This window comes from Microbulbifer maximicatervae (SeqCode) (assembly GCF_052468155.1).
In genome coordinates this window covers 1,277,221-1,299,347 of sequence record NZ_CP174335.1, presented here as the reverse complement: position 1 = coordinate 1,299,347, position 22,127 = coordinate 1,277,221, and the positions used below count along the sequence as shown (strand labels likewise).

The 22,127-nt window shown below is 46.2% G+C and carries 24 protein-coding genes; 5 read left to right on the top strand and 19 right to left on the bottom strand.

What is annotated here, in order from left to right; genetic code table 11:
* Positions 1 to 4: 4 nt before the first annotated feature.
* Genes cyoE through ACJJIY_RS05535 form a run of 4 tightly spaced genes read right to left on the bottom strand, consistent with a single transcriptional unit; the run spans position 5 to position 3,454 of the window.
* Positions 5 to 898 (bottom strand): heme o synthase, encoded by an 894-nt coding sequence (cyoE, locus tag ACJJIY_RS05550; protein ID WP_445359234.1) that lies wholly within the window; start codon positions 896 to 898, stop codon positions 5 to 7.
* 37 nt (positions 899 to 935) lie between these two features.
* Complete coding sequence (locus tag ACJJIY_RS05545; protein ID WP_444895568.1) at positions 936 to 2,027, bottom strand: COX15/CtaA family protein; 1,092 nt, start codon at positions 2,025 to 2,027, stop codon at positions 936 to 938.
* A gap of 25 nt (positions 2,028 to 2,052) precedes the next feature.
* The gene (locus tag ACJJIY_RS05540; protein WP_444895569.1) at positions 2,053 to 2,691 is read right to left on the bottom strand and encodes a redox-active disulfide-containing membrane protein; all 639 of its coding nucleotides are present in this window, start codon (positions 2,689 to 2,691) and stop codon (positions 2,053 to 2,055) included.
* Between the two features lies 1 nt (position 2,692).
* Complete coding sequence (locus ACJJIY_RS05535; RefSeq protein WP_444895570.1) at positions 2,693 to 3,454, bottom strand: SURF1 family protein; 762 nt, start codon at positions 3,452 to 3,454, stop codon at positions 2,693 to 2,695.
* Between the two features lie 17 nt (positions 3,455 to 3,471).
* On the opposite strand from ACJJIY_RS05535, the gene ACJJIY_RS05530 reads away from it, so the two are divergent.
* The gene (locus ACJJIY_RS05530) at positions 3,472 to 3,711 is read left to right on the top strand and encodes a DUF2909 domain-containing protein (RefSeq protein WP_444911855.1); all 240 of its coding nucleotides are present in this window, start codon (positions 3,472 to 3,474) and stop codon (positions 3,709 to 3,711) included.
* 45 nt (positions 3,712 to 3,756) lie between these two features.
* On the opposite strand, the gene ACJJIY_RS05525 is transcribed toward ACJJIY_RS05530, so the two are convergent.
* Genes ACJJIY_RS05525 through coxB form a run of 4 tightly spaced genes read right to left on the bottom strand, consistent with a single transcriptional unit; the run spans position 3,757 to position 7,945 of the window.
* Positions 3,757 to 4,647, bottom strand: a complete 891-nt coding sequence (locus ACJJIY_RS05525; RefSeq protein ID WP_282930522.1) for a cytochrome c oxidase subunit 3 — start codon at positions 4,645 to 4,647, stop codon at positions 3,757 to 3,759.
* 5 nt (positions 4,648 to 4,652) lie between these two features.
* Positions 4,653 to 5,225, bottom strand: a complete 573-nt coding sequence (locus ACJJIY_RS05520) for a cytochrome c oxidase assembly protein (RefSeq protein ID WP_444895571.1) — start codon at positions 5,223 to 5,225, stop codon at positions 4,653 to 4,655.
* 3 nt (positions 5,226 to 5,228) lie between these two features.
* Positions 5,229 to 6,779, bottom strand: coding sequence for a cytochrome c oxidase subunit I (gene ctaD, locus ACJJIY_RS05515; protein WP_282930524.1), 1,551 nt, complete (start codon positions 6,777 to 6,779; stop codon positions 5,229 to 5,231).
* A gap of 20 nt (positions 6,780 to 6,799) precedes the next feature.
* The gene (coxB, locus tag ACJJIY_RS05510) at positions 6,800 to 7,945 is read right to left on the bottom strand and encodes a cytochrome c oxidase subunit II (protein WP_413663910.1); all 1,146 of its coding nucleotides are present in this window, start codon (positions 7,943 to 7,945) and stop codon (positions 6,800 to 6,802) included.
* Positions 7,946 to 8,898: 953 nt separating this feature from the next.
* Here coxB and ACJJIY_RS05505 point away from each other — a divergent pair.
* Positions 8,899 to 10,185, top strand: a complete 1,287-nt coding sequence (locus tag ACJJIY_RS05505; RefSeq protein WP_445359233.1) for an MATE family efflux transporter — start codon at positions 8,899 to 8,901, stop codon at positions 10,183 to 10,185.
* Between the two features lie 204 nt (positions 10,186 to 10,389).
* On the opposite strand, the gene ACJJIY_RS05500 is transcribed toward ACJJIY_RS05505, so the two are convergent.
* Genes ACJJIY_RS05500 through ACJJIY_RS05490 form a run of 3 tightly spaced genes read right to left on the bottom strand, consistent with a single transcriptional unit; the run spans position 10,390 to position 13,579 of the window.
* Complete coding sequence (locus tag ACJJIY_RS05500; protein WP_444895573.1) at positions 10,390 to 11,220, bottom strand: hypothetical protein; 831 nt, start codon at positions 11,218 to 11,220, stop codon at positions 10,390 to 10,392.
* A complete protein-coding gene (locus tag ACJJIY_RS05495; protein WP_413663907.1) occupies positions 11,217 to 11,495 on the bottom strand; it encodes a YheV family putative zinc ribbon protein in 279 nt (92 codons plus the stop codon). Before ACJJIY_RS05495 ends, ACJJIY_RS05500 begins: the two co-directional genes overlap by 4 nt.
* A 35-nt stretch (positions 11,496 to 11,530) precedes the next feature.
* Complete coding sequence (locus ACJJIY_RS05490; protein WP_445359232.1) at positions 11,531 to 13,579, bottom strand: M3 family metallopeptidase; 2,049 nt, start codon at positions 13,577 to 13,579, stop codon at positions 11,531 to 11,533.
* 65 nt (positions 13,580 to 13,644) lie between these two features.
* On the opposite strand from ACJJIY_RS05490, the gene ACJJIY_RS05485 reads away from it, so the two are divergent.
* The 3 genes from ACJJIY_RS05485 (at position 13,645) to ACJJIY_RS05475 (ending at position 15,737) form a co-directional block, all read left to right on the top strand.
* Complete coding sequence (locus tag ACJJIY_RS05485; RefSeq protein ID WP_444892455.1) at positions 13,645 to 14,199, top strand: gamma carbonic anhydrase family protein; 555 nt, start codon at positions 13,645 to 13,647, stop codon at positions 14,197 to 14,199.
* A 19-nt stretch (positions 14,200 to 14,218) separates the two neighbouring features.
* Positions 14,219 to 15,133 carry a LysR family transcriptional regulator gene (locus ACJJIY_RS05480; protein ID WP_444892454.1) on the top strand — a complete coding sequence of 305 codons (915 nt, stop codon included), beginning with the start codon at positions 14,219 to 14,221 and terminating at the stop codon, positions 15,131 to 15,133.
* An 85-nt stretch (positions 15,134 to 15,218) separates the two neighbouring features.
* Positions 15,219 to 15,737, top strand: coding sequence for a carboxymuconolactone decarboxylase family protein (locus tag ACJJIY_RS05475; protein WP_413663903.1), 519 nt, complete (start codon positions 15,219 to 15,221; stop codon positions 15,735 to 15,737).
* Between the two features lie 32 nt (positions 15,738 to 15,769).
* Here the strand turns inward: ACJJIY_RS05475 and ACJJIY_RS05470 are convergent, their stop codons facing one another.
* The 8 genes from ACJJIY_RS05470 to ACJJIY_RS05435 form a co-directional block, all read right to left on the bottom strand.
* Positions 15,770 to 16,171, bottom strand: a complete 402-nt coding sequence (locus ACJJIY_RS05470; protein WP_444895575.1) for a hypothetical protein — start codon at positions 16,169 to 16,171, stop codon at positions 15,770 to 15,772.
* Between the two features lie 15 nt (positions 16,172 to 16,186).
* Positions 16,187 to 17,020: a shikimate dehydrogenase gene (gene aroE, locus ACJJIY_RS05465; RefSeq protein WP_444892453.1), complete on the bottom strand. Its 834-nt coding sequence runs from the start codon at positions 17,018 to 17,020 to the stop codon at positions 16,187 to 16,189.
* Positions 17,017 to 17,466: a DUF6841 family protein gene (locus ACJJIY_RS05460; protein ID WP_444892452.1), complete on the bottom strand. Its 450-nt coding sequence runs from the start codon at positions 17,464 to 17,466 to the stop codon at positions 17,017 to 17,019. Before ACJJIY_RS05460 ends, aroE begins: the two co-directional genes overlap by 4 nt.
* Before the next feature lie 30 nt (positions 17,467 to 17,496).
* Positions 17,497 to 18,402 carry an oxygen-dependent coproporphyrinogen oxidase gene (hemF, locus tag ACJJIY_RS05455; RefSeq protein WP_445359231.1) on the bottom strand — a complete coding sequence of 302 codons (906 nt, stop codon included), beginning with the start codon at positions 18,400 to 18,402 and terminating at the stop codon, positions 17,497 to 17,499.
* 28 nt (positions 18,403 to 18,430) lie between these two features.
* Positions 18,431 to 18,997 carry an L-threonylcarbamoyladenylate synthase gene (locus tag ACJJIY_RS05450; protein WP_413663899.1) on the bottom strand — a complete coding sequence of 189 codons (567 nt, stop codon included), beginning with the start codon at positions 18,995 to 18,997 and terminating at the stop codon, positions 18,431 to 18,433.
* A gap of 13 nt (positions 18,998 to 19,010) precedes the next feature.
* Positions 19,011 to 19,133, bottom strand: coding sequence for a hypothetical protein (locus ACJJIY_RS05445; RefSeq protein WP_444895577.1), 123 nt, complete (start codon positions 19,131 to 19,133; stop codon positions 19,011 to 19,013).
* A gap of 171 nt (positions 19,134 to 19,304) precedes the next feature.
* Entirely contained in the window at positions 19,305 to 20,513 is a 1,209-nt protein-coding gene (locus ACJJIY_RS05440; protein WP_444895578.1) for a transglutaminase domain-containing protein, read from the bottom strand.
* 95 nt (positions 20,514 to 20,608) lie between these two features.
* The gene (locus tag ACJJIY_RS05435; RefSeq protein WP_444895579.1) at positions 20,609 to 22,051 is read right to left on the bottom strand and encodes a catalase; all 1,443 of its coding nucleotides are present in this window, start codon (positions 22,049 to 22,051) and stop codon (positions 20,609 to 20,611) included.
* Positions 22,052 to 22,127: the final 76 nt, after the last annotated feature.

The following is a 22,127-nucleotide window of genomic DNA, read 5'->3' as shown; positions in this document are numbered from 1 at the left end:
TCCCTCACACTTCAATTAAATAATGATCTAATAGCATGATAAAAAATAGTGCCATTAAATAAATTATTGAATATTTGAAAGTCTCCATACCAGCATTGGGGTTTTTTCCAATGAGCATTACAAGGCTCCAATAAACAAAACCAAATCCAAGTACGACAGCTCCCAGCAAATATAACCACCCAAACATCGCGGTGGCAAAGGGCAATAGGCTAACAGCCAGTAAAATAAAGGTATACAAAACTATATTTAGGTTTGTATAGGGTATTCCATGTGTAACCGGCAACATAGGAACATCAGCTTTTGCATACTCTTCTTTTCTATGTACGGCAAGGGCCCAAAAGTGTGGAGGAGTCCAAGCAAAAATAATCAATACTAACAACAATGCATGCCCATGCACTTCCCCAGTAACCGCAGTCCATCCCAGTAGGGGCGGAGCGGCTCCTGCAAGCCCGCCAATAACAATGTTTTGTGGTGTGGCGCGTTTCAGGAACATGGTGTAAATCACCGCATATCCGAGAAGAGATATTAAGGTTAGCCAAGCGGTAAGGGCATTTACAAAAACCAACAGGATAAACATTCCTGTCACACCCAAGATAAGAGCAAAGGCAACCGCTTTAACTGGCTCAACCCGTCCTTTCGCAATCGGGCGATTACTGGTACGAGCCATTTTTGTATCAATATGACGATCAACTAAATGATTTACTGCCGCAGCACTACCCGCACAAAATGCAATTCCCAAATTACCAAATACTAAAATATCTAGCGGCACCATTCCTGGAACAGCTAAAAACATTCCAATAACAGAAGTTAACAGCATAAGCATAACTACTCGAGGCTTAGTAAGCTCATAGTAGTCCCGCCATTGAATTTGATGTATTCCCGTGGAGTTTATGGCCATATTCGCACCTATTTTTATATTTATATACGCTTAGTATCTAATTAAGATTGGATACGGTAGTTAAACCTTCTCCCCGCTCTATTACTTCCACATCGACTACCTCTTGTTTACTTATAATGACGGCATTCATTGTGTATATTCGATAACAAAACGTTAGCAAACTAAGAAGTAGAAGAGCTGCACCAGCATTGTGTGCCACAGCAATCCCTAATGGTAGAGACATAACAACATTTGCTATTCCCAAGCTGACTTGAAGAAGTAGTACTCCGGTAAGCCATAATGACCAACCTCTCAATCCATATCTCCAAGCTAAAACTGAAAGAATAAGTACAATTGCTGTTGTAATCAGTGCTCCAATACGATGGGCAAGATGTATGGCTGTACGTGCATCATTCTCTAATGCACCACCTAAATAATTTGGGCCAATTTGTTGAAAAATATTAAAGCCTTCCACAAAGTTTGCCTGTGGCCACCATTGGTTATGACAAGTTGGAAAATCTGGACAGGCTAAAGCTGCGTAATTAGAGCTGGTCCAACCGCCGAGTCCAATCTGTAGAATTACTATTGCAACTGCAGTCAGAGCAAGTAGCCGTAATCGCCTTATTCCTGGTAAATACCTCCCATGTAATTGTCTAGGTTTATCAGCCAACCTTTCACAGAGAATCCACAACATAGATAATGTTGCCATTCCACCTAATAGATGAGCAGTAACTACCTGCGGCCAAAGCTTCAAGGTTACCGTCCACATCCCAAAAGCAGCTTGCAGTATAATAATAATTAAAAGAATATGTGTTTGCTTAAAGGTTGGAGCTTGTCGATCTCTCCAAGCAAGATAAGTGAGTAATACAACGAATAAAAGTAAAGTTCCCGCAAAGTATCGATGGACCATTTCCGGCCAAGTTTTACTAACATCTACCGGAGAGTCCGGAAAAATCATATTGGCCGTTTTAATTTCTTTTATATCGTTCGGCCAGGTGAGATGACCATAACAACCAGGCCAGTCTGGACAGCCCAAACCGGCATCCACCAGTCTAGTAAATGCACCTAGAACAACAACTACGACAGCTAGTATACAGGCCGCCCAGGTAATGATATGTCGCCAATTCTTAGGGGTTTCTTGTTTAGACACTACTGAAAATCTCCGAATAATAATCTTATTGCTCGTAGGAGTACTTCAATAATCTTTTAATATCTTTAAGTAATTGGTTTCCGCTATGCTGCCGATCATAGGCCATCATTGCATAACCCTCCTGATCAACCAGCAACGCCTTGGTTGAAGTCACACCGTCATGATCAGTTTTCTGTACCAGCTGCTTAAAGTTTTCATCATCCAAATTCACTATTTTTAGTTTCGGATGCTCAATTTGTATTTGTTCTTGTCGTTTTTCATCCAAACTATCACCAACCACCAGTAGCCTCTCAACCCTATGAGCTTTTTCCCCCAGCCGAATATGAACCTGCCTACTTATATACAAGAGATCTTCACAATCTTTACCACAATCACTGTCACTTAATATTAGATAGCGCCATTTTGATTCTCCCTCTTGTACCAGGGATTGCTGTTGTCCTTGAAAGGTGATTTTTATTTCAGTGATATCAAATGGGGGCTGCAATAATTCACCTTGATTAATCGTCTCTTTAGGCATGCCTAAGCCCGTATAGTAAACGACATAGGCAGCTGTAATTGGGAGTACGACGGATGCTAGCACTGAGAGTCCTTGAATGATTTTATTCGCTGGCTTCCTTTTGCTCAGATTTCTTTCAGGTGAAACTGGCTGACTTTTTGATTTCATTTTAAAACTCCTTTTTCAAACTTCTACTCAATCTACGACGTAATCTAAAAATAATATTTGTGGCTGAATAAACCCATAAAAGCCAGACAGCTATTGCCATCGTGAACCACTGGAAAGCATACGCTTGATGTTTTTCAGGGCCACTATTGAAAAAATTCCAATCAGTAATTAAAGCTGCACCTGAATCCGCAAACAAACGGATCGACCATCCATTGTTAACTAAGCCTATAGTCTCAATAAAATTTGAATTTATTTGTTGAATTCTATTATTAAAAACCGGGTCTAGACTAACACTCGAGGAGGTTTCAGTATCGATAGGGTATAAGTAGCCCTGAAGTGATTTCACATCAAGTGAAGCTGTTATTTCAGGTAAGCTATCTCGGTCGCCAGTAGAGGGAATCCAACCTCTATTGATAAGCCAATCAGTACTTTCTGTTGAGAATACTTGTAGTACTTCATAGCCAACACGACCGTTTCTTGTTCTGTTATCCAGAAAATATATTTCCTTCTGGAAAACTCCCACTAAAGTTACAGACGCATACTCCTGATAAGAACTTAGATTTGAGATTTCCTGCGGTTGCAGAGAGAGCCTACTCTCTACCTTTTGTATAAGTTCGACTTTCTGCTTTGCTCTATCAAGCTGCCACAATCCTAAAAAGATAAAAAGGATGAATGCACCCAGAGAAAATATCGTGATGGGCCAATTGCGAATCAGTGGTAAACTGATATCTTTCGCAGAAGCTGATGGAATATCTACTATCATGCGCAACTACATAAATAATGGAAAATAATAAAATGTGGCTAAAGATTGTTATTGTTGTCCTATTCCTTTCCGTACTTGCCAGTCTTTCAAGTGCACTTTTTTTTCTACTTAGAGATATGGGAACACCTCAATCCAAGCGCACACTCTACGCATTAGGTATTAGAATACTCCTAGCGTCACTCTTACTTCTTGCCATTTGGTACGGCTTTGAAAGTGGCATTTTGGCAAAAACGGCACCTTGGGCTGATAAATATTAAGAAAACAAAGGCTTTCTATTAATACGATAGAAAGCCTTGCCCACATTAAGCACCTAGAACATATACAAATATAAACAGCCCGACCCAAACTACATCGACAAAATGCCAATACCAACTTGCTGCTTCAAAGCCAAAGTGATCATCAGGTCTAAAATGATTGGCTATCACAGACCTTAACAACATGATCAACAACATAATTGTACCGAGTGTGACATGGGCACCATGAAATCCGGTCAGCATAAAGAATGTTGTACCATAGATTCCTGACTCAAGTGTTAACCCCAGGTGTTGATAAGCTTCGTAGTATTCTTTACCTTGTAGAAAAATAAACGCCCCACCCAATGCCACAGTGATTGCCAGTAGTATATTGAAATTTTTTCTTTGATTCTTTTTCAGGAAAACATGTGCGAAGTGTACAGTTACACTGGAAGTGAGAAGTATGATGGTGTTCCATAGTGGTAAGTGCCATGGATCTATCACATCTTTAGGCCCCATAAATTTTGCCGTTTCTCCGTTTGCTGCGGCGTCAGGAGTCACATATAGGGGCCAGCTACTTTCGAATCCCTCCCAAAGCATATTGGAAATTCCACGATCACCTTCACCACCTAGCCAGGGAACTGTAAAATTGCGTATGTAATAAAGTGCTCCAAAGAATGCAGCAAAAAACATCACCTCAGAAAATATAAACCAGCCCATCCCCCAAACATATGATCTCTTTAACTGTTCACTGTTGAGCCCTGCCATATTTTCCTTGATTACGGCAGCAAACCAAAACCACAAAACTGCGGCCATCGCTAACGCACCGGTGAAGAAAATATAAGAGCTTCCTCCATTAATCCAATTTGCTGCGCCGAACGCTATTAGGAATAAACCTATCGTCGCAAAAATTGGCAGCCTGGATTGTTCGGGCACGTAATAACTGCTTTCACTAGCCATAATTTTTATCCCTCTCGCTCGGGGTCGATATCATTCTTATCGGTTTTATTGGCAAACCTTTCCGTTACATCAAACAACGTATAGGAAAGCGTTACAGTATTAACACTTGCGGGAAGATCTGGATCCACAATAAAACGTAGTGGTAATTCTGCAGTCTCTCCCGCTTTTAATTCTTGCTGGTTGAAGCAAAAACACTCTGTTTTATGAAAGTACTCAGCAGCTTTGAAAGGAACCATACTGGGAATTGCCTGACCAACCATATCCCTAGATGTCTTATTTTCTGCAATAAAAACAGTATCTTTAATTTCTCCAGGGTGTACTTTCAAAGACATCACACTCGGGCGAAATTCCCATGGCATATTTTCATTATTGTTTGCCACAAATTGCACTGTGACCAGTCTATTTTTATCAACCGCAGCTGGCACAGCTTCATAACGACCACCGGTTTTACCATTGAGTCCTGTGATTTCACAGAAGACATCGTAAATAGGCGGCATAATGAAAATTGCAAATACCAGCATGCTGGTCGCCACGGCCAGCAGCTTGATAGTTACCTTTGCATTTTCTCCAACTTTCATAGGTTAGCGTACAACCGGTGGCGTACTAAACGTGTGATATGGGGCAGGGGAAGCAACCGTCCATTCCAGTCCCTCAGGATCATCCCAAACCTGATCGGATGCTTTTTTCCCGCCCATTACAGTTCGTACCACATTAAACAAAAATACTATTTGTGCAGCGCCAAACAGGAAGGCACCGATACTGGATATTTGATTGAAATCCGCAAATTGCAGTGCGTAATCAGGTATCCGACGTGGCATGCCGGCCAGACCAACAAAGTGCATTGGGAAGAAAGTTACATTGAGACCAATAAATGCCAGCCAGAAATGTACCTTGCCCATGACTTCGCTATACATATGGCCAGTCCATTTGGGCAACCAATAGTAAACACCAGCAGTAATTGAGAAGATTGCACCAGGAACCAGCACATAGTGGAAATGGGCAACCACAAAGTATGTATCGTGATATTGGAAGTCTGCAGGCGCAATCGCTAGCATCAGACCAGAGAATCCACCGATGGCGAAAAGAATGATGAATGCAATTGCAAAAAGCATCGGGGTTTCAAACGTCATGGATCCCCGGAACATAGTGGAAACCCAGTTAAAGATTTTCACTCCTGTAGGTACAGCGATCAGCATTGTGGCATACATAAAGAACAGCTCACCAGCAATCGGCATTCCTACAGTAAACATATGGTGCGCCCATACGATAAAGCTCAGGAATGCAATTGCTGCGGTGGCATATACCATGGAGCTGTATCCGAAAAGAGGCTTACGAGCGAAGGTGGGGATAATTGCAGAGATAATGCCAAAGGCCGGCAAAATCATGATGTAAACTTCCGGGTGTCCGAAGAACCAGAACACATGCTGGAATAAAACAGGATCACCGCCACCGGCTGCACTGAAGAAACTTGTGCCAAAATGAATGTCCATCAACATCATGGTCACTACTCCGGCTAACACTGGCATTACAGCAATCAAAAGGTAAGCAGTGATCAGCCAGGTCCATACAAACAACGGCATTTTCATCAAGGTCATACCAGGAGCACGCATATTCAAAATGGTAGCGATAATGTTGATCGCACCCATGATGGACGAGGCACCCATAATATGAATGGCAAAAATGAAGAAGGTTACGCTGGGTGGCGCATATTCCGTTGAAAGTGGCGCATAAAATGTCCAACCGAAATTAGGCGCTCCCCCTTCCATAAATAAGGTCGATGCCAACATTGCGAAAGCAAAGGGCAAAATCCAAAAACTCCAGTTATTCATTCTTGGCAGTGCCATATCTGGCGCACCAATCATCATTGGTATCATCCAGTTAGCCAACCCCACAAAAGCCGGCATAACTGCACCAAATACCATGATCAGACCATGCATAGTGGTCATTTGATTGAAAAATTCCGGCTGTACAATTTGCAAACCGGGCTCGAATAATTCAGCGCGTATAACCAATGCCATACATCCGCCGAGCAGGAACATCGCAAAACTAAACCACAAATACATAGAGCCTATATCTTTGTGGTTCGTCGTATAGAGCCAACGCTTTATACCGGGCTGAGGACCATGTGCCATTCTTAAATTCCTCCGGGCGCTTACTGCTTATTCTTAAAGTTGAGGATATCTACGGGTTGGACGGTATCGCCCATCTCATTGCCGAAAGCGTTTCGCTGGTAAGTAATTACCGCAGCCAGATCCACTTCTGATAGCTGCTCACCAAAAGCCTGCATTGCGGGGTTTACCGTAGAACCATCGATAACGATATCTAAGTGGCCATTGAGGGGACCGGTAGCAATTTTTGAGCCAGCAATTGCCGGGAATACTCCGGGTACTCCCTGCCCGTTCGGCTGATGGCAGGCGGCACATGTGCGTGTATAGACTTTTTCACCCTGAGCAAAAAGCTCTTCGAAGGTAAATGTCTTCGCTGTAAGTTCACGCATTTTAATGGCTTCTGCTGCACGAGAACTCAACCAGGCATCGTATTCAGCCTGTGGTACTGCTTTCACAACAATAGGCATAAATCCATGGTCTTTTCCGCACAATTCAGCACACTGTCCGCGATATATTCCCGGCTCCTCAATACGCGTCCAGGCATCATTGATAAAACCGGGGATAGCATCTTTTTTAACGGCTAGATCTGGGACCCACCACGCATGTATCACATCATTGGCAGTAATCAGGAAGCGGATTTTTTTCTTGATAGGAACAACCAGCGGCTCATCGACTTCTAGGAGGTAGTTAGCACCCTTAGGCTGGAGGTTATCAATTTGAGCTTTGGGAGTGGACAAGCTGGAAAAGAATGAAACATCAGTGCCCCGATATTCATATTTCCACTTCCATTGGTAACCGGTGATTACGATATTGAGATCTTCTTCCTCAGTATCGTAAATATCATAGAGCGTTTTGGTGGCCGGAATCGCCATCAGAATCAGGATGACGGTCGGAATAATAGTCCACACCAACTCCACAACCGTGCTCTCATGAAATTGGGCTGCTTGGTATCCCTTACTTTTGCGGTGACGCCACATGCTGTAGAACATGATGCTGAACACCAATGCCCCTATAGCCACACAAATCCAAAAGATCAGCATGTGTAGCTCGTAGGTGGTCTGGGCAACTTCTGTCACCCCCTGGGGCATATTAACCCCCCAGCGCTCAACGTCCTGCTCATTCGCTAACACCGCTTGTGCAGATAGCGAAGTAGCCAGCAAGGCGAACAGCCGATCAAAGCCTTTCAACATCGCCTACAGATCTCCGTGGTTGCGGGTCTCTCAGGGAAACCCGTAATTTTTATTTTGGCCACTGGCCTTCACGGATAAGCGAATTTTACCTGTATCAACTGCCTAACAGGATTAATTCCACACAAAATTTGTGGACATACTGTAGTAACACAAGACTACATACACTGGGCGAGGAGACCACCTCGCGTTACTGCCGTCAGTGCAACTTGTTATTCTTAGTAAAAGATTTTTTACTCCAGATGTCGTCGTCCGGAAAGGTACAACCAACAACCAGTTTCTTTATTTGTCGCAACTACTGCAGGTACAAAAGGAACACATCGACAAGAAAAAGTCAATTGGGATCATTTTTGAATAACGTTGCCGCTTTGTGAAAAAATTCGGTGATTAACAAATAAATTTAACCACTTTGATAGGATACTTTTCCACAAGTAGAAAAAAAGTCGCTCCAAATAGAGACATGGCAATTTATTTGGTGAAAGATGACAACTAATCAAGCATTAATAATGCTGCCAAGAGAAGTATAAATCCTCGGGTTCAAGTGCCCCTGATTACTTTTACACAGGTTGACAACGATTTTTAATCTCTAATACTAAATTCTGACTGCTTCACACAACAAAGACAGATTAGTTTCAATAAGCTTGAGGATTATCAGGCAGATCAATACAGAATCCTGTACCATCTACACTCAATCGAAATGATTTTTCCGCCAAATATTTCGTTTCGATTTTGTAAGCGTTACGAAATGAATTGCAAATAGCAGTATTGGGAGTCCAATTTAGGAAAAGGGTCTTATCAGCTCTGTACTGTTTCCATTGGTAGAATCCGCCTGCACAGCTTTTCTTTTTCTGATTTCGGCTAGAAGCCAATCTATCCGTTAGTTGTTATGACTTATGCCTTCTTCTACAAAACTTGAATCCCAACCCATGTCTCGCGTCTGGAATCTGGCTTGGCCAATGATACTGAGTAATATTTCAGTACCCTTACTCGGGATAGTAGATACCGCAATTCTTGGTCACCTCCCATCTGCAGAGTACCTATCCGGTGTAGCTATCGGGGCTAGCGTAATGTCGATGCTTTTATGGGCATTTGGGTTTCTGCGCATGGGTACTACCGGACTGGTGGCTCGGAGTACAGATCTTGGGATTCAATGGTTAGTACGTGCACTAGTATTAGCCATGGGGCTGGGAATCACTCTGTTTATTGTTGCCTCTCCTTTAATCTACTATATCGTTGAGTGGATGAATGCCAGTCAGGAAGCACAACCCCACGCACTGGCCTACCTACAAATACGTCTGTTATCTGCCCCCCTGGCTCTGGCAAACTTTGCCATTCTGGGTTTTTTTATTGGTCGACAAGATAGCCGTGCGCCTCTATATATACTTTTCGCTGCCAATCTACTGAACATAGCCCTCGATTTCCTATTTATTCTTGGCCTGGGCCTAGGGGCAAAAGGTGCAGCAGCGGCAACGGTACTCGCTGATATTTTTGCATTTCTACTGGGTCTATATCTTCTTTCCAGGGTTCATGTTGATATCTGGTCCTATATACGCAAAGAAATTGGGCAGAAGAAACTTCTCCCCTGGATCGATTCATCCCCGTGGATCAATCTTTTAAAGATAAATACAGACTTATTTATAAGAACCTGTTTGCTCTTGCTAACACTCACTTTTTTTACTGCACAAGGGGCAGCCCAAGGTGATAATGTACTTGCTGCAAATGCTATTCTTATACAGTTATTAATGATGACTTCCTATGCCCTGGATGGTTTTGCTCATGCTACCGAGGCCTTGGTTGGGGAATCTATGGCAAAGAGATCAACGGCTCTATTCAGAAATACCGTTCGCAGTGCAGGTTTGTGGGCCCTGGGAAGCGCTGTCCTGATTACGCTGGTTCTAGTTTCAGGGAAACCCTTCATTCTATCCTTATTTACAGATATCAAACCAGTGATTCTCCAAGCGGAACAGGTATATTGGTGGCTCTGTGCACTACCTTTATTAGCGGTTTGGAGCTATCAGCTAGATGGTATTTTTATCGGTGCAGGGAAAAGTCGCGATATGCGTAATACTATGTTTATAGCCTCATTACTGGTTTTCTTTCCCGCCTGGTGGTTTACAAGGGATTGGGGGAATACAGGCATATGGTTCAGCTTATTTTTGTGGATTGGAGCACGATCTTTAGGGCTCATAGTATATTTTCAATACTACACTGCAACCAACTCCTGGCTACGTAAATTACAGTAAAGCGCAGCAGGGTATTTAGAGTTATTTTTTAATGTAAAAAAATATGACATATTTTGCGATTGGGAAATTAACTATCTAAGTCAAGGTTACTGCCTATAAAAATAGTAAATCTCTTACGATACTATAAACACATTTAAAAATATAATCTCAGGATGGTAAATACTGAGCGGGCTCAGAAACAAATAATAAAGCCCGCTCATATTTTTAATAGCTTGAAGACTGCACCTGTTTTTGCACTAGAATTTGCTTAAAATTTCCATAAAACGCTCCTTCTCCCTGGATAACAGCATTATATAAGTCTTCAACCTTCTGCTTTAATTCTTGGCTATAAAAATATAGGCTGCCGTTTCGGACACTGTAGGACTTTGGATTCTCGGCCATAGTTCTATAAAAAAGGGACACTCTTTCCAGATAGGTATCTGCCTGCTTTTTGGAAAAGTTACCTTGTTGGTAATTATCTAAAACCTGAGAACTGATTCTTTGAAGAGTTAATTCGCGCTCTTCATCTGAAAAACGAAAGGCATTTAATTGCGTGTTGATATCACGCTTTAGGTCTTTCATATAGCGAGCAGCAGCTTCTGCTGATTCATACAGTGCGTGAATGGTCTTTTCCCGCTTCCGCAGAGCACCGCGATCTTTCAAAGTATATATATTGGAGAGCTCCTTTTCGGAGAAATCGCCCAGAGGGCGAAAAATAGTGACATGTTGCAAATTACTATTCCTTGTGAGCTTGTCACAAATCTTTATTGCATGTCTCCACTTTTCAAAAGACTCCCCTTTAAGGATTTGATCGGGTAGGGCTTTTACCGCAGCTCCCAGTCTATTTTCCTCTTCAATGTAATAATCTGGATGGGTCTTCCAGTCATTAGCTTGTAAACGAAATAACGTAAGTATCCCCTGATTCACACAGCTCGTTAGTAAATAGGCAACTTGCTCTCTCTGCCGTTCTGTGTTTTTTCGATGGCGATCAAGGCCATAGAGACCTATGATCGCAACCGCAATAAAAACCACCAGTATAAAAAATATTTTTTTCACTTTTTACGGCTACTTGTGGGTTGGATAAGTTTCACCGGTTTCTCGTGAATATCTTTCTCTGTATCTTGGGTAACACGAGTAGACAGTTCTGTTGGCGCTGACTGCAATCGAATTTCATCCTTAAACCCACAGGCAACACATTCCCTATAATTTTTTCCATCCTTGTGATAGTTAATAATTTTATCCATTTCGCTACAGCGGGGGCACACAGCCCCTGCAATAAAGCGTTTTTTAACGATCTTACCAGACTCAGCCGAATCTTCTTTCTTCATCATGACTACTACTCAATATTTCATGACTGACTTATCCGTTACACAGGACTGATATTCAGCTCTTGCTGCTCGATACCAGAGTGACGCAATAGGGCATCAATTTGCGGCTCTCGTCCACGGAATTGAACAAACAGCTCCAACGCATCACGGCTACCACCCTGTTCCAAAATACTGTGCAGAAATTTATTTCCCGTCTCTCTATTAAAGATACCATCTTCCTCAAATAGAGAAAAAGCATCTGCCGAAAGCACTTCTGCCCATTTATAGCTGTAATATCCTGCGGCATAACCACCAGCAAAAATATGGCTAAAAGCATTTTGGAAGCGGTTTTCTGCGGCGATAGGCACAACAGCAACCTCTGCTCGTACCTGATCCAGTAAAACCTGAACTTTATCGGCGGTCAATGCCTCTTCGCTGGCATGGAGGCGAAAATCAAAAAGTGCAAACTCCAACTGGCGTACTGTAAACATGGCAGACTGGAAATTTTTCGCTGCCAGCATTTTATTCAGTAAAGCTTCGGGAAGGGCCTCTCCAGTTTCGAAATGTGCAGAAATTATGGAAATGGCCTGGGGTTGCCAACACCAATTTTCCAGAAATTGGCTGGGCATTTCCACCGCATCCCAAGCGACACCATTAATACCAGAAACTGCTGCCACATCAATCTGTGTCAGCATATGGTGGAGGCCATGGCCGAATTCATGGAATAAAGTGGTTACTTCCGTGTGGGTTAAAAGTGAGGGGATATCACCTGCAGCCGGACTGAAATTACACACCAGATAAGCTATAGGCAACTGGAGTCCGTTGAGTGTGTGGCGACGACTACTTACTGTATCCATCCAGGCCCCGCCACGCTTTTTCTCACGTGCGAACGCATCCAAATAGAAACCAGCTATCTTTTCGCCATCTCTCAGCAGCCAAAAGAACTGCACGTCGGCATGCCAAGTAGCAACGCTGGTATCTTCTTCAACTGTGATTCCGAATAATTTATCCACCACAGTAAAGAGGCCGTCAACGACTTTGGCGTAAGGGAAATAGGGCCTCAATTCCTCTTGGCTGATGGCGTATCGCTGCTGTTTGAGCTTTTCTGCGGCCCAGGCCACATCCCATGGTTGCAACTCTTCAATACTGAGTTGGTCTGCAGCAAACGCTTTCAGCTCAGCCATTTCTCGTTGGGCAGCTGGCCTGGCTCGTTCTGCCAGATCCTGTAGAAATTCCAAAACCCGCTCTGTATTTGGAGCCATTTTGCTGGCCAATGACAACTCCGCATAGCTGTTCATTCCCAGTAAACTGGCCTGTTCAGCGCGCAATGCGAGAATTGCCTCCATCACTTCGGAGTTATCGTATTCACCTGCCTGGGGACCAACTTCGGATGCGCGACTAACAAAAGCCAAATGGACATCCCGACGCAGAGATCTATTTTCAGCATGGGTCATAACAGCGAGAAAGCTGGGCCCCTCTAAGGTAATCAGCCACCCATCCAGGCCTTCTGCCTCAGCTGCATTCCGTGCAGCGGCGAGAGCAGTTTGAGGAAGCCCCTGAAGCTGAGCTTCATCATTCGTATGCCAGGTCCAGGCATTGGTTGCATCGAGGACATTGTTGGCAAATTGGCTGGATAACTCCGCCAAACGCTGACTGTTAACGGCAAACTTTTCACGGGCCTCTCCTTCAAGGCCTACACCACCGAGTTCAAAGTCTCTGACTCCCAGCTCCAAAGACTTCTTGCGTGCCTGTGGCCAGTTTGCAAATTCGGGCGACTGCATTAATTGGAGGTACAGGTCGTAAAGTTCGCGATTTTGCCCCTGCTTTGTCCAGTAAGCCGTCACTTTGGCTAAGGCGGCCTCATAGGGCGCCCGCCAGGGGCCACTTAGAACGCTGTTCAGGTGACTGACTGGGGAGAAGGCTCGATTTAGCTGGTCTTCCGCCTGTTCCAGAGGCACCAGCGTATTATCCCAGCTGGGGGTCTCCAATCCCTGTTGAAGGGTTTGCTCACACTCTTTAATCAGTTCGGCGATGGCGGGTTCCACCTGCTCGGGCTCGAGATTATCAAAAGGCGGCAGCAGCGGGATATTCAACAGTGGATTGGACATATAAGACTCTGTGCTCGAATTAGGATAAAGCTATGATAGAGGATTCATTGTACAGGAGCTTATTTATGTCCCCACTGCGCAGCCACGATGATTCCCACGGCGAGAAGTTTCCAGAACTTGGCGACAGCGTATATATCGATCCGCAATCCGCAGTCATTGGTGACGTTACCCTGGGGGATGATTGCTCCGTATGGCCCATGGCCGTTGTGCGCGGTGATATGCATAAGATCCGAATCGGCGCGCGAACCAGTGTACAGGATGGGGCTGTTCTCCATATCACCCATGCGGGACCATTCAACGCCGACGGTTGGCCGCTGACTATTGGCGAAGATGTCACTATCGGTCATAAAGCCTGCCTGCACGGTTGTACCATCGGCAACCGGATCTTAATTGGTATCGGATCTATTGTTCTCGACGGAGCCATTATTGAGGACGATGTCGTACTGGCAGCCGGGGCACTGGTTCCGCCCGGTAAAACCCTGGAGAGTGGGTATCTCTATGTAGGCGCCCCCTGCAAAAAGGCGCGCCCCCTGTCTGACAAAGAAAAGGCTTTCTTTAAGTATTCCGCTGAAAACTACGTGAAACTGAAAGATCAGTATCTCCTTAAACAGCAACCATAGTGACAGCCGGCTCCCCGCTATGCTTAACCTGAATATGGACCAGCTGCATATTTTTGTGCGCTCCTGTGAAGTCGGATCTTTTTCGGCGGTTGCTCGCGAAGTGGGCCGGGCTCAGTCTTCTGTAAGCAGCTTGATTCAAAATCTTGAACTCGACCTGGGGCTGACTCTCTTTAACCGCGAAGGGAAATATCCCCAACCCACCGACGCCGCTTTGGCATTACTGCCATTAGCACGTCAATCGTTGGGGCAGTTGCAGCGCTTCCAACAGGCGGCAAATTCCTTCCAGCGGGGAGAAGAGCCCCAGCTCAATATATTATTTGAAGAGCTGGTAATGCCGGATCGACTAAACGATATGCTGGTAACTTTCAGCGAGCGCTTCCCGCATACTGAGCTTCAGCTCGGCAGTGTTACTGGGAAGGAAGCGGTCCAGCAGGTGACACAGGGTGAAGCCGATTTTGCCTTTGTCACCTCCAGGGATTCCTATCCCAGCTCGCTGGATACCAGTAACCTGGGACAACAGCGGGTACTTAGCCTGGCCTGCCCGGAACATCCCCTTGCCCAGAAAAAACAATCCTCATTGAATGAAGCGGCCCAGCACCGACAGATCACCACAGCACCAGAATCCCAAAGGTACCGTTGGCAGCTCTCTGCACAGACTTGGCGAAGTGATTCTCTGCTACAGGCCCTGGATCTGGCATGTAAGGGGGTTGGGTGGGTCAATGCGCCCTACGAACTGGCCCGCCCCTTTTTAAAAAGCGGCAGGTTGGTTGAGCTCAACTTAACCGGTTCTCTCAATACCTGGAGCCTCGGTGTGGATCTGCTCTGGTCCAAGCAGACGCCACAAGGCTTAGCTGCGCAATGGTTTGCCCGAGAGGCCCGGCGACTCTACGGTAACTTTTACAGCCCACCTATCGAAATATCCGATAGAAACTAATTTTTACCTATCAGGCTTTTACATAAGACTTGGCGTTGTAGGCCGATGGTCTGTGACTCAATCCGACTTGATTAGGAGCCAAACTATGTCCAAACAGCAATATCTCCAGGAAATGGAGGCCTTCTCCCAAAAATACCGCTATGACATGGACTACTTGCGCGAGTTTCTTCAGGGCTCTCCTGAAGGCTTTGAAAAATTTAGAAATTTTCAGCCCCTATCCATGCACAGGGAGTTTTTACCTATTGATGTTTTTTGGGTGAGTAAGATAGCGGCAATGCAAGTAGCTGATTGCGGCATGTGCCTGCAACTGAATGTGCGTATGGCCTTAGAGGCTGGTGTTGAACCCCACTTGGTGAAAGCTTGTATCCAAGGCGGCAGCGGCCTGCCTGAGAACTTGCAGGACATTTTTGATTTTGCAACAGCCGTGGCCAGCTACAAAACGATCGATCCTGTTCTCAATGAACGGATAGGTGCACAACTGGATAACCGACAGAGAATCGAGCTGGGGGTCAGCGTCGCTACCGCGTCAGTCTTCCCCACAATCAAGCGGGCTATGGGATATACCCAAAGCTGCAGCCTGGTTGAGATCGAATTTAAACAGTGATGTGGTAGGCCTTGGCAACCAAGGCCTCCTCACTATTTACCCTGTAGCCGCAGCAGTGCCGATGCACCTATGCCGCCAATGGCACAAGCTAGAACTATAACCAGGGGCGTCATTTGTCCCAGTACCAGAGCACCGTAGTCATAACCTCTCTGCGGCAGAAGATACAACAGCATCAACCCTGCCGGCACCAGGGATAAGAGGAAGCCCCGTATTAACCAGGCGTTGCGCAAAGGCAACAAAAGCAGCAACCCGAAAACTCCACCCCAAACTACGCGCTGGTACAGGTAGGCATTGCTCAGGGATGGCGCCAAATCTACCCCTAGAAACTGGGTGAAACCATACCGCCCCATCGCCCATAGCCCCACGGCATAGCAAAGCCCACCGAAACACCCCACAGCAAAACAAATCGACAGGTTTCGCACAATATCACGCACAACGCTTTCTCTCTTTTAATTATCGGTTGTCTGGTTGAGGTCCCGGCGCAGCTTAGCCATGACTGGCGCTGTTTCTGGACGAATATTCCGCCACAGCAAAAATGATTCAGCGGCCTGCTCTACCAACATGCCTAGACCGTCAGCAGTCTCTGCCCCCTGCCCACGGGCCCATTGTGTAAAAGGCGTTGGCTTAGCTCCATACATCATGTCGTATGCTTTGCCATGACTCGCAACGCAACCTTCAGGCAATGGAGGTAGCACACCGCCTAGGCTTGCAGAACTCGCATTGATAATCAGGTCGTAGCAGCCTCTCAACTCCTCCAGGCCACCACCGCTCAACTCTCCCAACTGGGAAAATTCTGCCGCAAGCTGCACCGCCTTTTCTGCGGTGCGGTTGGCAATATGCAAATGCGCGGGTTGCTTTGCCAGAATTGGAAGCAGTGCTCCCCGAGCAGCACCACCGGCACCAAGCAAGAGAACTTTTCTATCCCTGATTTCCCAACCCAAGTTGCTGTTAATATCAAATACCAAGCCAGCCCCGTCGGTGTTATCGCCGAGAATCTTCCCGTTTTTCGCTAGAGCCAGAGTGTTAACTGCGCCAGCGGAAGCTCCCCGTTCAGTCAGGGTATCTGCCAGTTCGAAGGCCTGTAGTTTAAAGGGCACCGTCACATTGAGGCCACAACCACCCCCAGCAAAGAAAGCCCGTACGAAGCCGCTAAAGCCATCCAGGGGAGCAAGCTGCTTACTGTACTCAACACCCTCTCCCGTTTGTGCCGCAAAAGCGCTGTGTATCTCCGGTGAGAGAGAGTGTTTTATGGGATTGCCCACTACTGCGTAGCGGTCACTCATGACCCCGCCCTCTTACGCGCTCTGACCGCCTCTCGAATTTTGGCACTTTCATCGACAATTATCAGGCCATCTATTTTGAGGCCGTCGGCAGCTTCAGCAACCAAATAGCGGGTGTGGGAACTATACAGCTCTACCGCCTTTTCCTCCCCCAGTGAATGAAGCAGGGTCCAACGCAAGCTCGCAAGGGTGCTGTATTCGTTTAACTCTATCACCTCGGTGACAGTGCCAAGAATCTGACAGACTCCCAGCCGGCGGTAAGCGTTGAGTAATTTAACCACTTGCTGGATAAACTCATCCCTCGCCACAGCGAGCTTTACGCCATCCTCCCGATAGTAATGCAGAGGGAAGCGATAAAAATCAGCTATCTGTTCCACATCTCCCGTTTCAAAATGCCGCCTGTAATCGAGAAACAGGGAATTAATGCCTTCCAATCGCGATGGGTGCACAGCAAATCTCCATTGTGACAAATTGGCTGCCTATACCCAGTCTCTGTGCGGCAGAAAATCGGTGTAGAGTTTTTCTTCCTCAGAGGCCGGCTCCGGTTGCCAGTCGTATTTCCAGCTCACCAACGAAGGCAGGGACATCAGTATGGACTCAGTTCGCCCGCCACTTTGCAAGCCAAACAGGGTGCCACGATCAAATACCAAATTGAATTCCACGTAGCGCCCGCGACGATAGAGCTGAAATTCACGCTCGCGCTCACCGTAAGGAGCCTCTTTGCGCTTCTGCACGATTGGCAAGTAGGCCTCTAGATAACTATCGCCAACAGCGCGCATAAGCGCAAAAGCGTTGTCGTAGCCACCTTCGTTAAAATCATCAAAAAAGAGTCCGCCAACTCCCCGCGCTTCATCCCGATGCTTCAGGTAAAAGTATTTATCACACCACTGCTTAAAGCGGGGATAGACCTCACTGCCAAAAGGCTCACAGGCCTGCTTGGCTGTTTGGTGCCAATGTACGACATCCTCGTGATAGCCGTAATACGGGGTAAGGTCATAGCCACCACCAAACCACCAAATAGGCTCAGCTCCGGGCTTTTTAGCCACAAATAGACGCACGTTTGCATGGCTAGTGGGCACGTAGGGATTGCGCGGATGAATTACGAGGGAGACGCCCATCGCCTCAAAAGAGCAACCGGCCAGTTCGGGGCGATTAGCTGTGGCTGACGGAGGAAGTCCATCCCCATAGACATGGGAAAAGTTCACGCCCCCCTTTTCAATCAGGTTGCCCTCTTCCAGTACCCGGGTTCGACCACCACCGCCACCGGGCCTTTCCCAATTATCTTCGCGAAATGGTTGGCCGTCTTGTTCACTCAGGGCATCACAAATGCGGTCTTGTAGGCCGAGGAGATAGGCCTTTACTTCCTTGGTATCGATATCACTCATAGGCGAAAACTACGTCACTGTTTTGAAATTAAGCACCCGCCCTCAGTACGCGGCCACTTTGCAGATCGCGTATTTCACTGGGGGCGCTGCGGCCACCGGTTGAGCCGCCACCGACAAAGTCGAGATCGCGGCCGAAATAGCGTAGTACCTGGTACTTATTACGGGCGGGCTGAGACCCGGCCGGGTTTGCTGAAGTGGATACGATAGCACCGCCAAAGGCGCGTGTTAACGCAGCAGTAAACGGGTGATCGGTGCAGCGCAGGGCCACAGATTTATGTACCCCACAGACCCAGGCAGGAATTAAGCCCCGATGGGGTACGAGCCATGTCACCGGTCCCGGCCAGCTGCAATCCAGCTGTTCCTCTTGCTGATCACTAAGGTTTCTAAGGAGCGGATCAAAATGTCTTCTGTCACCGGAGACCAGGATCAAACCCTTCTCAAGTGGGCGATGCTTGAGTTGTAGCAAGCGCCTGACAGCCAGCAGGTTATTGGGGTCGCAAGCCAAGCCCCATACAGATTCAGTGGGATGGGCAATAACACCACCCGCTGCCAGGGCGCGGGCAGCCTGTTTTACGGAAAGCGGTGAGTACTTCATTTTAACGCTAGTCTTACTTCCCTTTACGCAGTTGCAAATCTTGTTGATAGGGAATGTCGAATGTCTCCAGAACAACTTCCACTACAGGCAGATGGGAGTCCGAATCCATTGAAGTCGCAACACAAGGCTCACTCAATTCAACTCTCTTTACTATCGAAGCGGAAGGACGCTGGCAATCTAGCGGATTGCATTGATTGACACAAGATATTGCTTTATGACCTAGCCAAGTTGCTCAAAAAACATCCATCCGCTTTTTTCCAAGCTTAAGTACTTCATGGTTCTCGCTGGCATAATTGGCGCCTAACCTTCAATTCAGCCACCACCAGCTTCCCAGCACTATCAGTCGCCGACGCTCCCGAAATCTAGTCCTCTCCAGCTCGGGGATACCTAACGATTTTAGCTTCCTCCTATACTGGTCTTGATCTCGACTATTCTCAGATAGCGCCAAAGCCTTCTTAAAACTACGCTGATAACCCTTGGCTCCGGACTTTAGGCGCGCCATTCCCAGTAGAAAATGAAAACGATGGTCTTCCTTCTTTATCGAAATTGCATCTTCAGCCTTATTGGCCGCCAATTCATACAACTCATCTTCGTAAGCTGTAAGCGCTTGACCGTACCAATAATAGGGGTCCTCCTGCCTATAATCATGTAGTTTTGCTGACAGAACATTTGCCATTTGAAGGTCACCCTGAGCTCGGAGAACTTTCTCCAGATTGCTCAACGAAACCAAGTTTGCTCCATCAAGCTTCAACGCTATAGCGTAAGAACTAATTGCTTGTTTGACCAAACCCGCTGAACGATATATAGCCCCCAAATTATTCCAAAGATCTGCTTCCTCTGGCGCCAGTAACATTGACTTTCGAATATAAAGAAAGGCGTTTTTAAAATCTCGATCCGCAAGAAACTCCATAGCCAGGTTACTATAGAATTTTGCAAAGGCTGCCTTATCTTCCAGCTCTTTTTGATTATATTCTGGATTGTAATCCGTAAAGTTAAAATCCAATATGCGTTGTCTACTACCTGTATCAGCTACAACATTAATGTGCTGGTAAATAAAGGTCTGTTGGCTCTCCAAATATCTCACTTCTGGAACAAAAACCTCATTGAATTTAGCATCCACCCCAAGTTCACGAATCATTGCAACTAAAAAGGCACTAAAAGCCATGCAATTTCCTCTCTGCTGATCAAAAACTTGTGCAGCATTGAGCGTGGCATCTGCATCGTAGAGAATTGAAAAATATTGGCTCTGCAATTTATTTATCAGAGCATCCAACCTATCACTTTTTTTTCTGGTACTTATCGATTTTAAAAACAACCTCATATCATTATTCAATGCCAGGATATCAATATCAGGCAAATCAGAGTTAGTTATAGGGGAACTCCAAAAATATATACCACTAAGCAACTGTTCATCTGAAAATTCTTGAGAAATAGATATATCTGTTTTTTTTATTTGTGTAGAGCAGCCTCCCAAAACTAGAAAAATAAGGGTTAAAGCTACTTTGATCTTTTTCATAAGCATGCCTTTAATACAGTATTAAATACCAATCCAGCAGGATATATTTTTAACACAAAAGGCAAGCAAATGAATTACGTATCAAAACAGCAGGTTCAGTTGCTGACCATCGCTAACTTGACGCCCGCGGCATAGTCCGGATGCACCTTGGAAAAGTGTGCCAATTGTCGCTGAATTATTTCATCCGGTACACCCGCCATCGCTTCTGCAATATTGTTATATAAGCGCTGTTTTTGTTCATCGTTGAACAAGTCAAAGAGCGCTCGAACCTGACTGTAATCATCATTGCCTTTGCGGTGGTCATTTCTATCTGCCGCACCGGATATTGGTAACGGGGGTTCTTTCGCTTTTGGGTCCTCCTCTGGCCCAGAAAAACTATTCGGCTCATAAAAGGCATCCGGATTGCCACTGCGGATACCCGTGCTATTCATTTCACCATCCCGATAGTAATTATGGACAGGACAGCGCGGTGCATTCACTGGAAGACTCTCATAGTGAGTTCCCAAGCGGTGACGATGTGCATCGGCATAAGAGAATATACGCGCCTGCAGCATCTTATCCGGTGAGAAACTGATACCTGGCACGATATTGGATGGAGAGAAAGCTGCCTGCTCGATTTCTGCAAAATAGTCTTGCGGGTTGCGATTCAACTCCATGGTTCCCACCTCGATAGGTGGATAATCACCATGAGGCCATACCTTGGTGAGGTCAAAGGGGTTGTAGTTTGTTTTGCCGAGGTCTGCTGCGGGCATGACTTGAATCTGGAATGTCCACTTCGGGCATTCTCCGTTTTCTATTGCGCTGTACATCGCCTCCTGGTAACTCTCCCGGGAGCGCCCAATCACAGTTTCAGCTTCCGAATTGGTGAAGTACCTATGTCCCTGCTGGGTCTTGAAATGGAATTTCACCCAGAAACGCTCCCCATTGTGATTCCACAGGGAGAAGGTATGGGAGCCATAACCATTCATATGCAACGGAGATATGGGCAAACCGCGATCGGAGAACAGTATGGTCACCTGGTGGAGGCTTTCAGGGCTCAACGACCAGAAATCCCACATGGCTGTGGGGGAGCGCAAGTGAGTTCGTGGATGCCGTTTTTGTGTGTGGATAAAGTCTGGAAATTTGTAGGGGTCTCGTACAAAAAAGACTGGCGTATTGTTGCCGACCAAATCCCAATTGCCCTCCTCCGTATAAAACTTCAGTGCAAAACCACGCACATCCCGCTCCGCATCAGCTGCACCCAACTCACCGGCCACAGTTGAAAAACGGGCCAACAGTGGGGTCTCTGCCCCCGGCTGCAAAACCCGGGCACAGGTGTAGTTAGAAATATCACCAGTTACCCTCAAAACCCCATAGGCGCCCCAACCTTTGGCATGTACCGCCCGCTCAGGTATGCGTTCGCGATTTTGGTGAGCCAGTTTTTCGATAAGCTGATAATCCTGAATCAACAGAGGGCCATGTGGCCCCGCTGTAAGGCTGTTTTGATTATCGGGAACCGGAGCGCCGGCATCAGTGGTGAGTTTCGGTTTATCCGCCATAATCAGACTCCACTTTTGGAATCCACTGAGTATTAACGCTGCCCCGGAACTGCGCGAATTGATCGGCGGCTACACC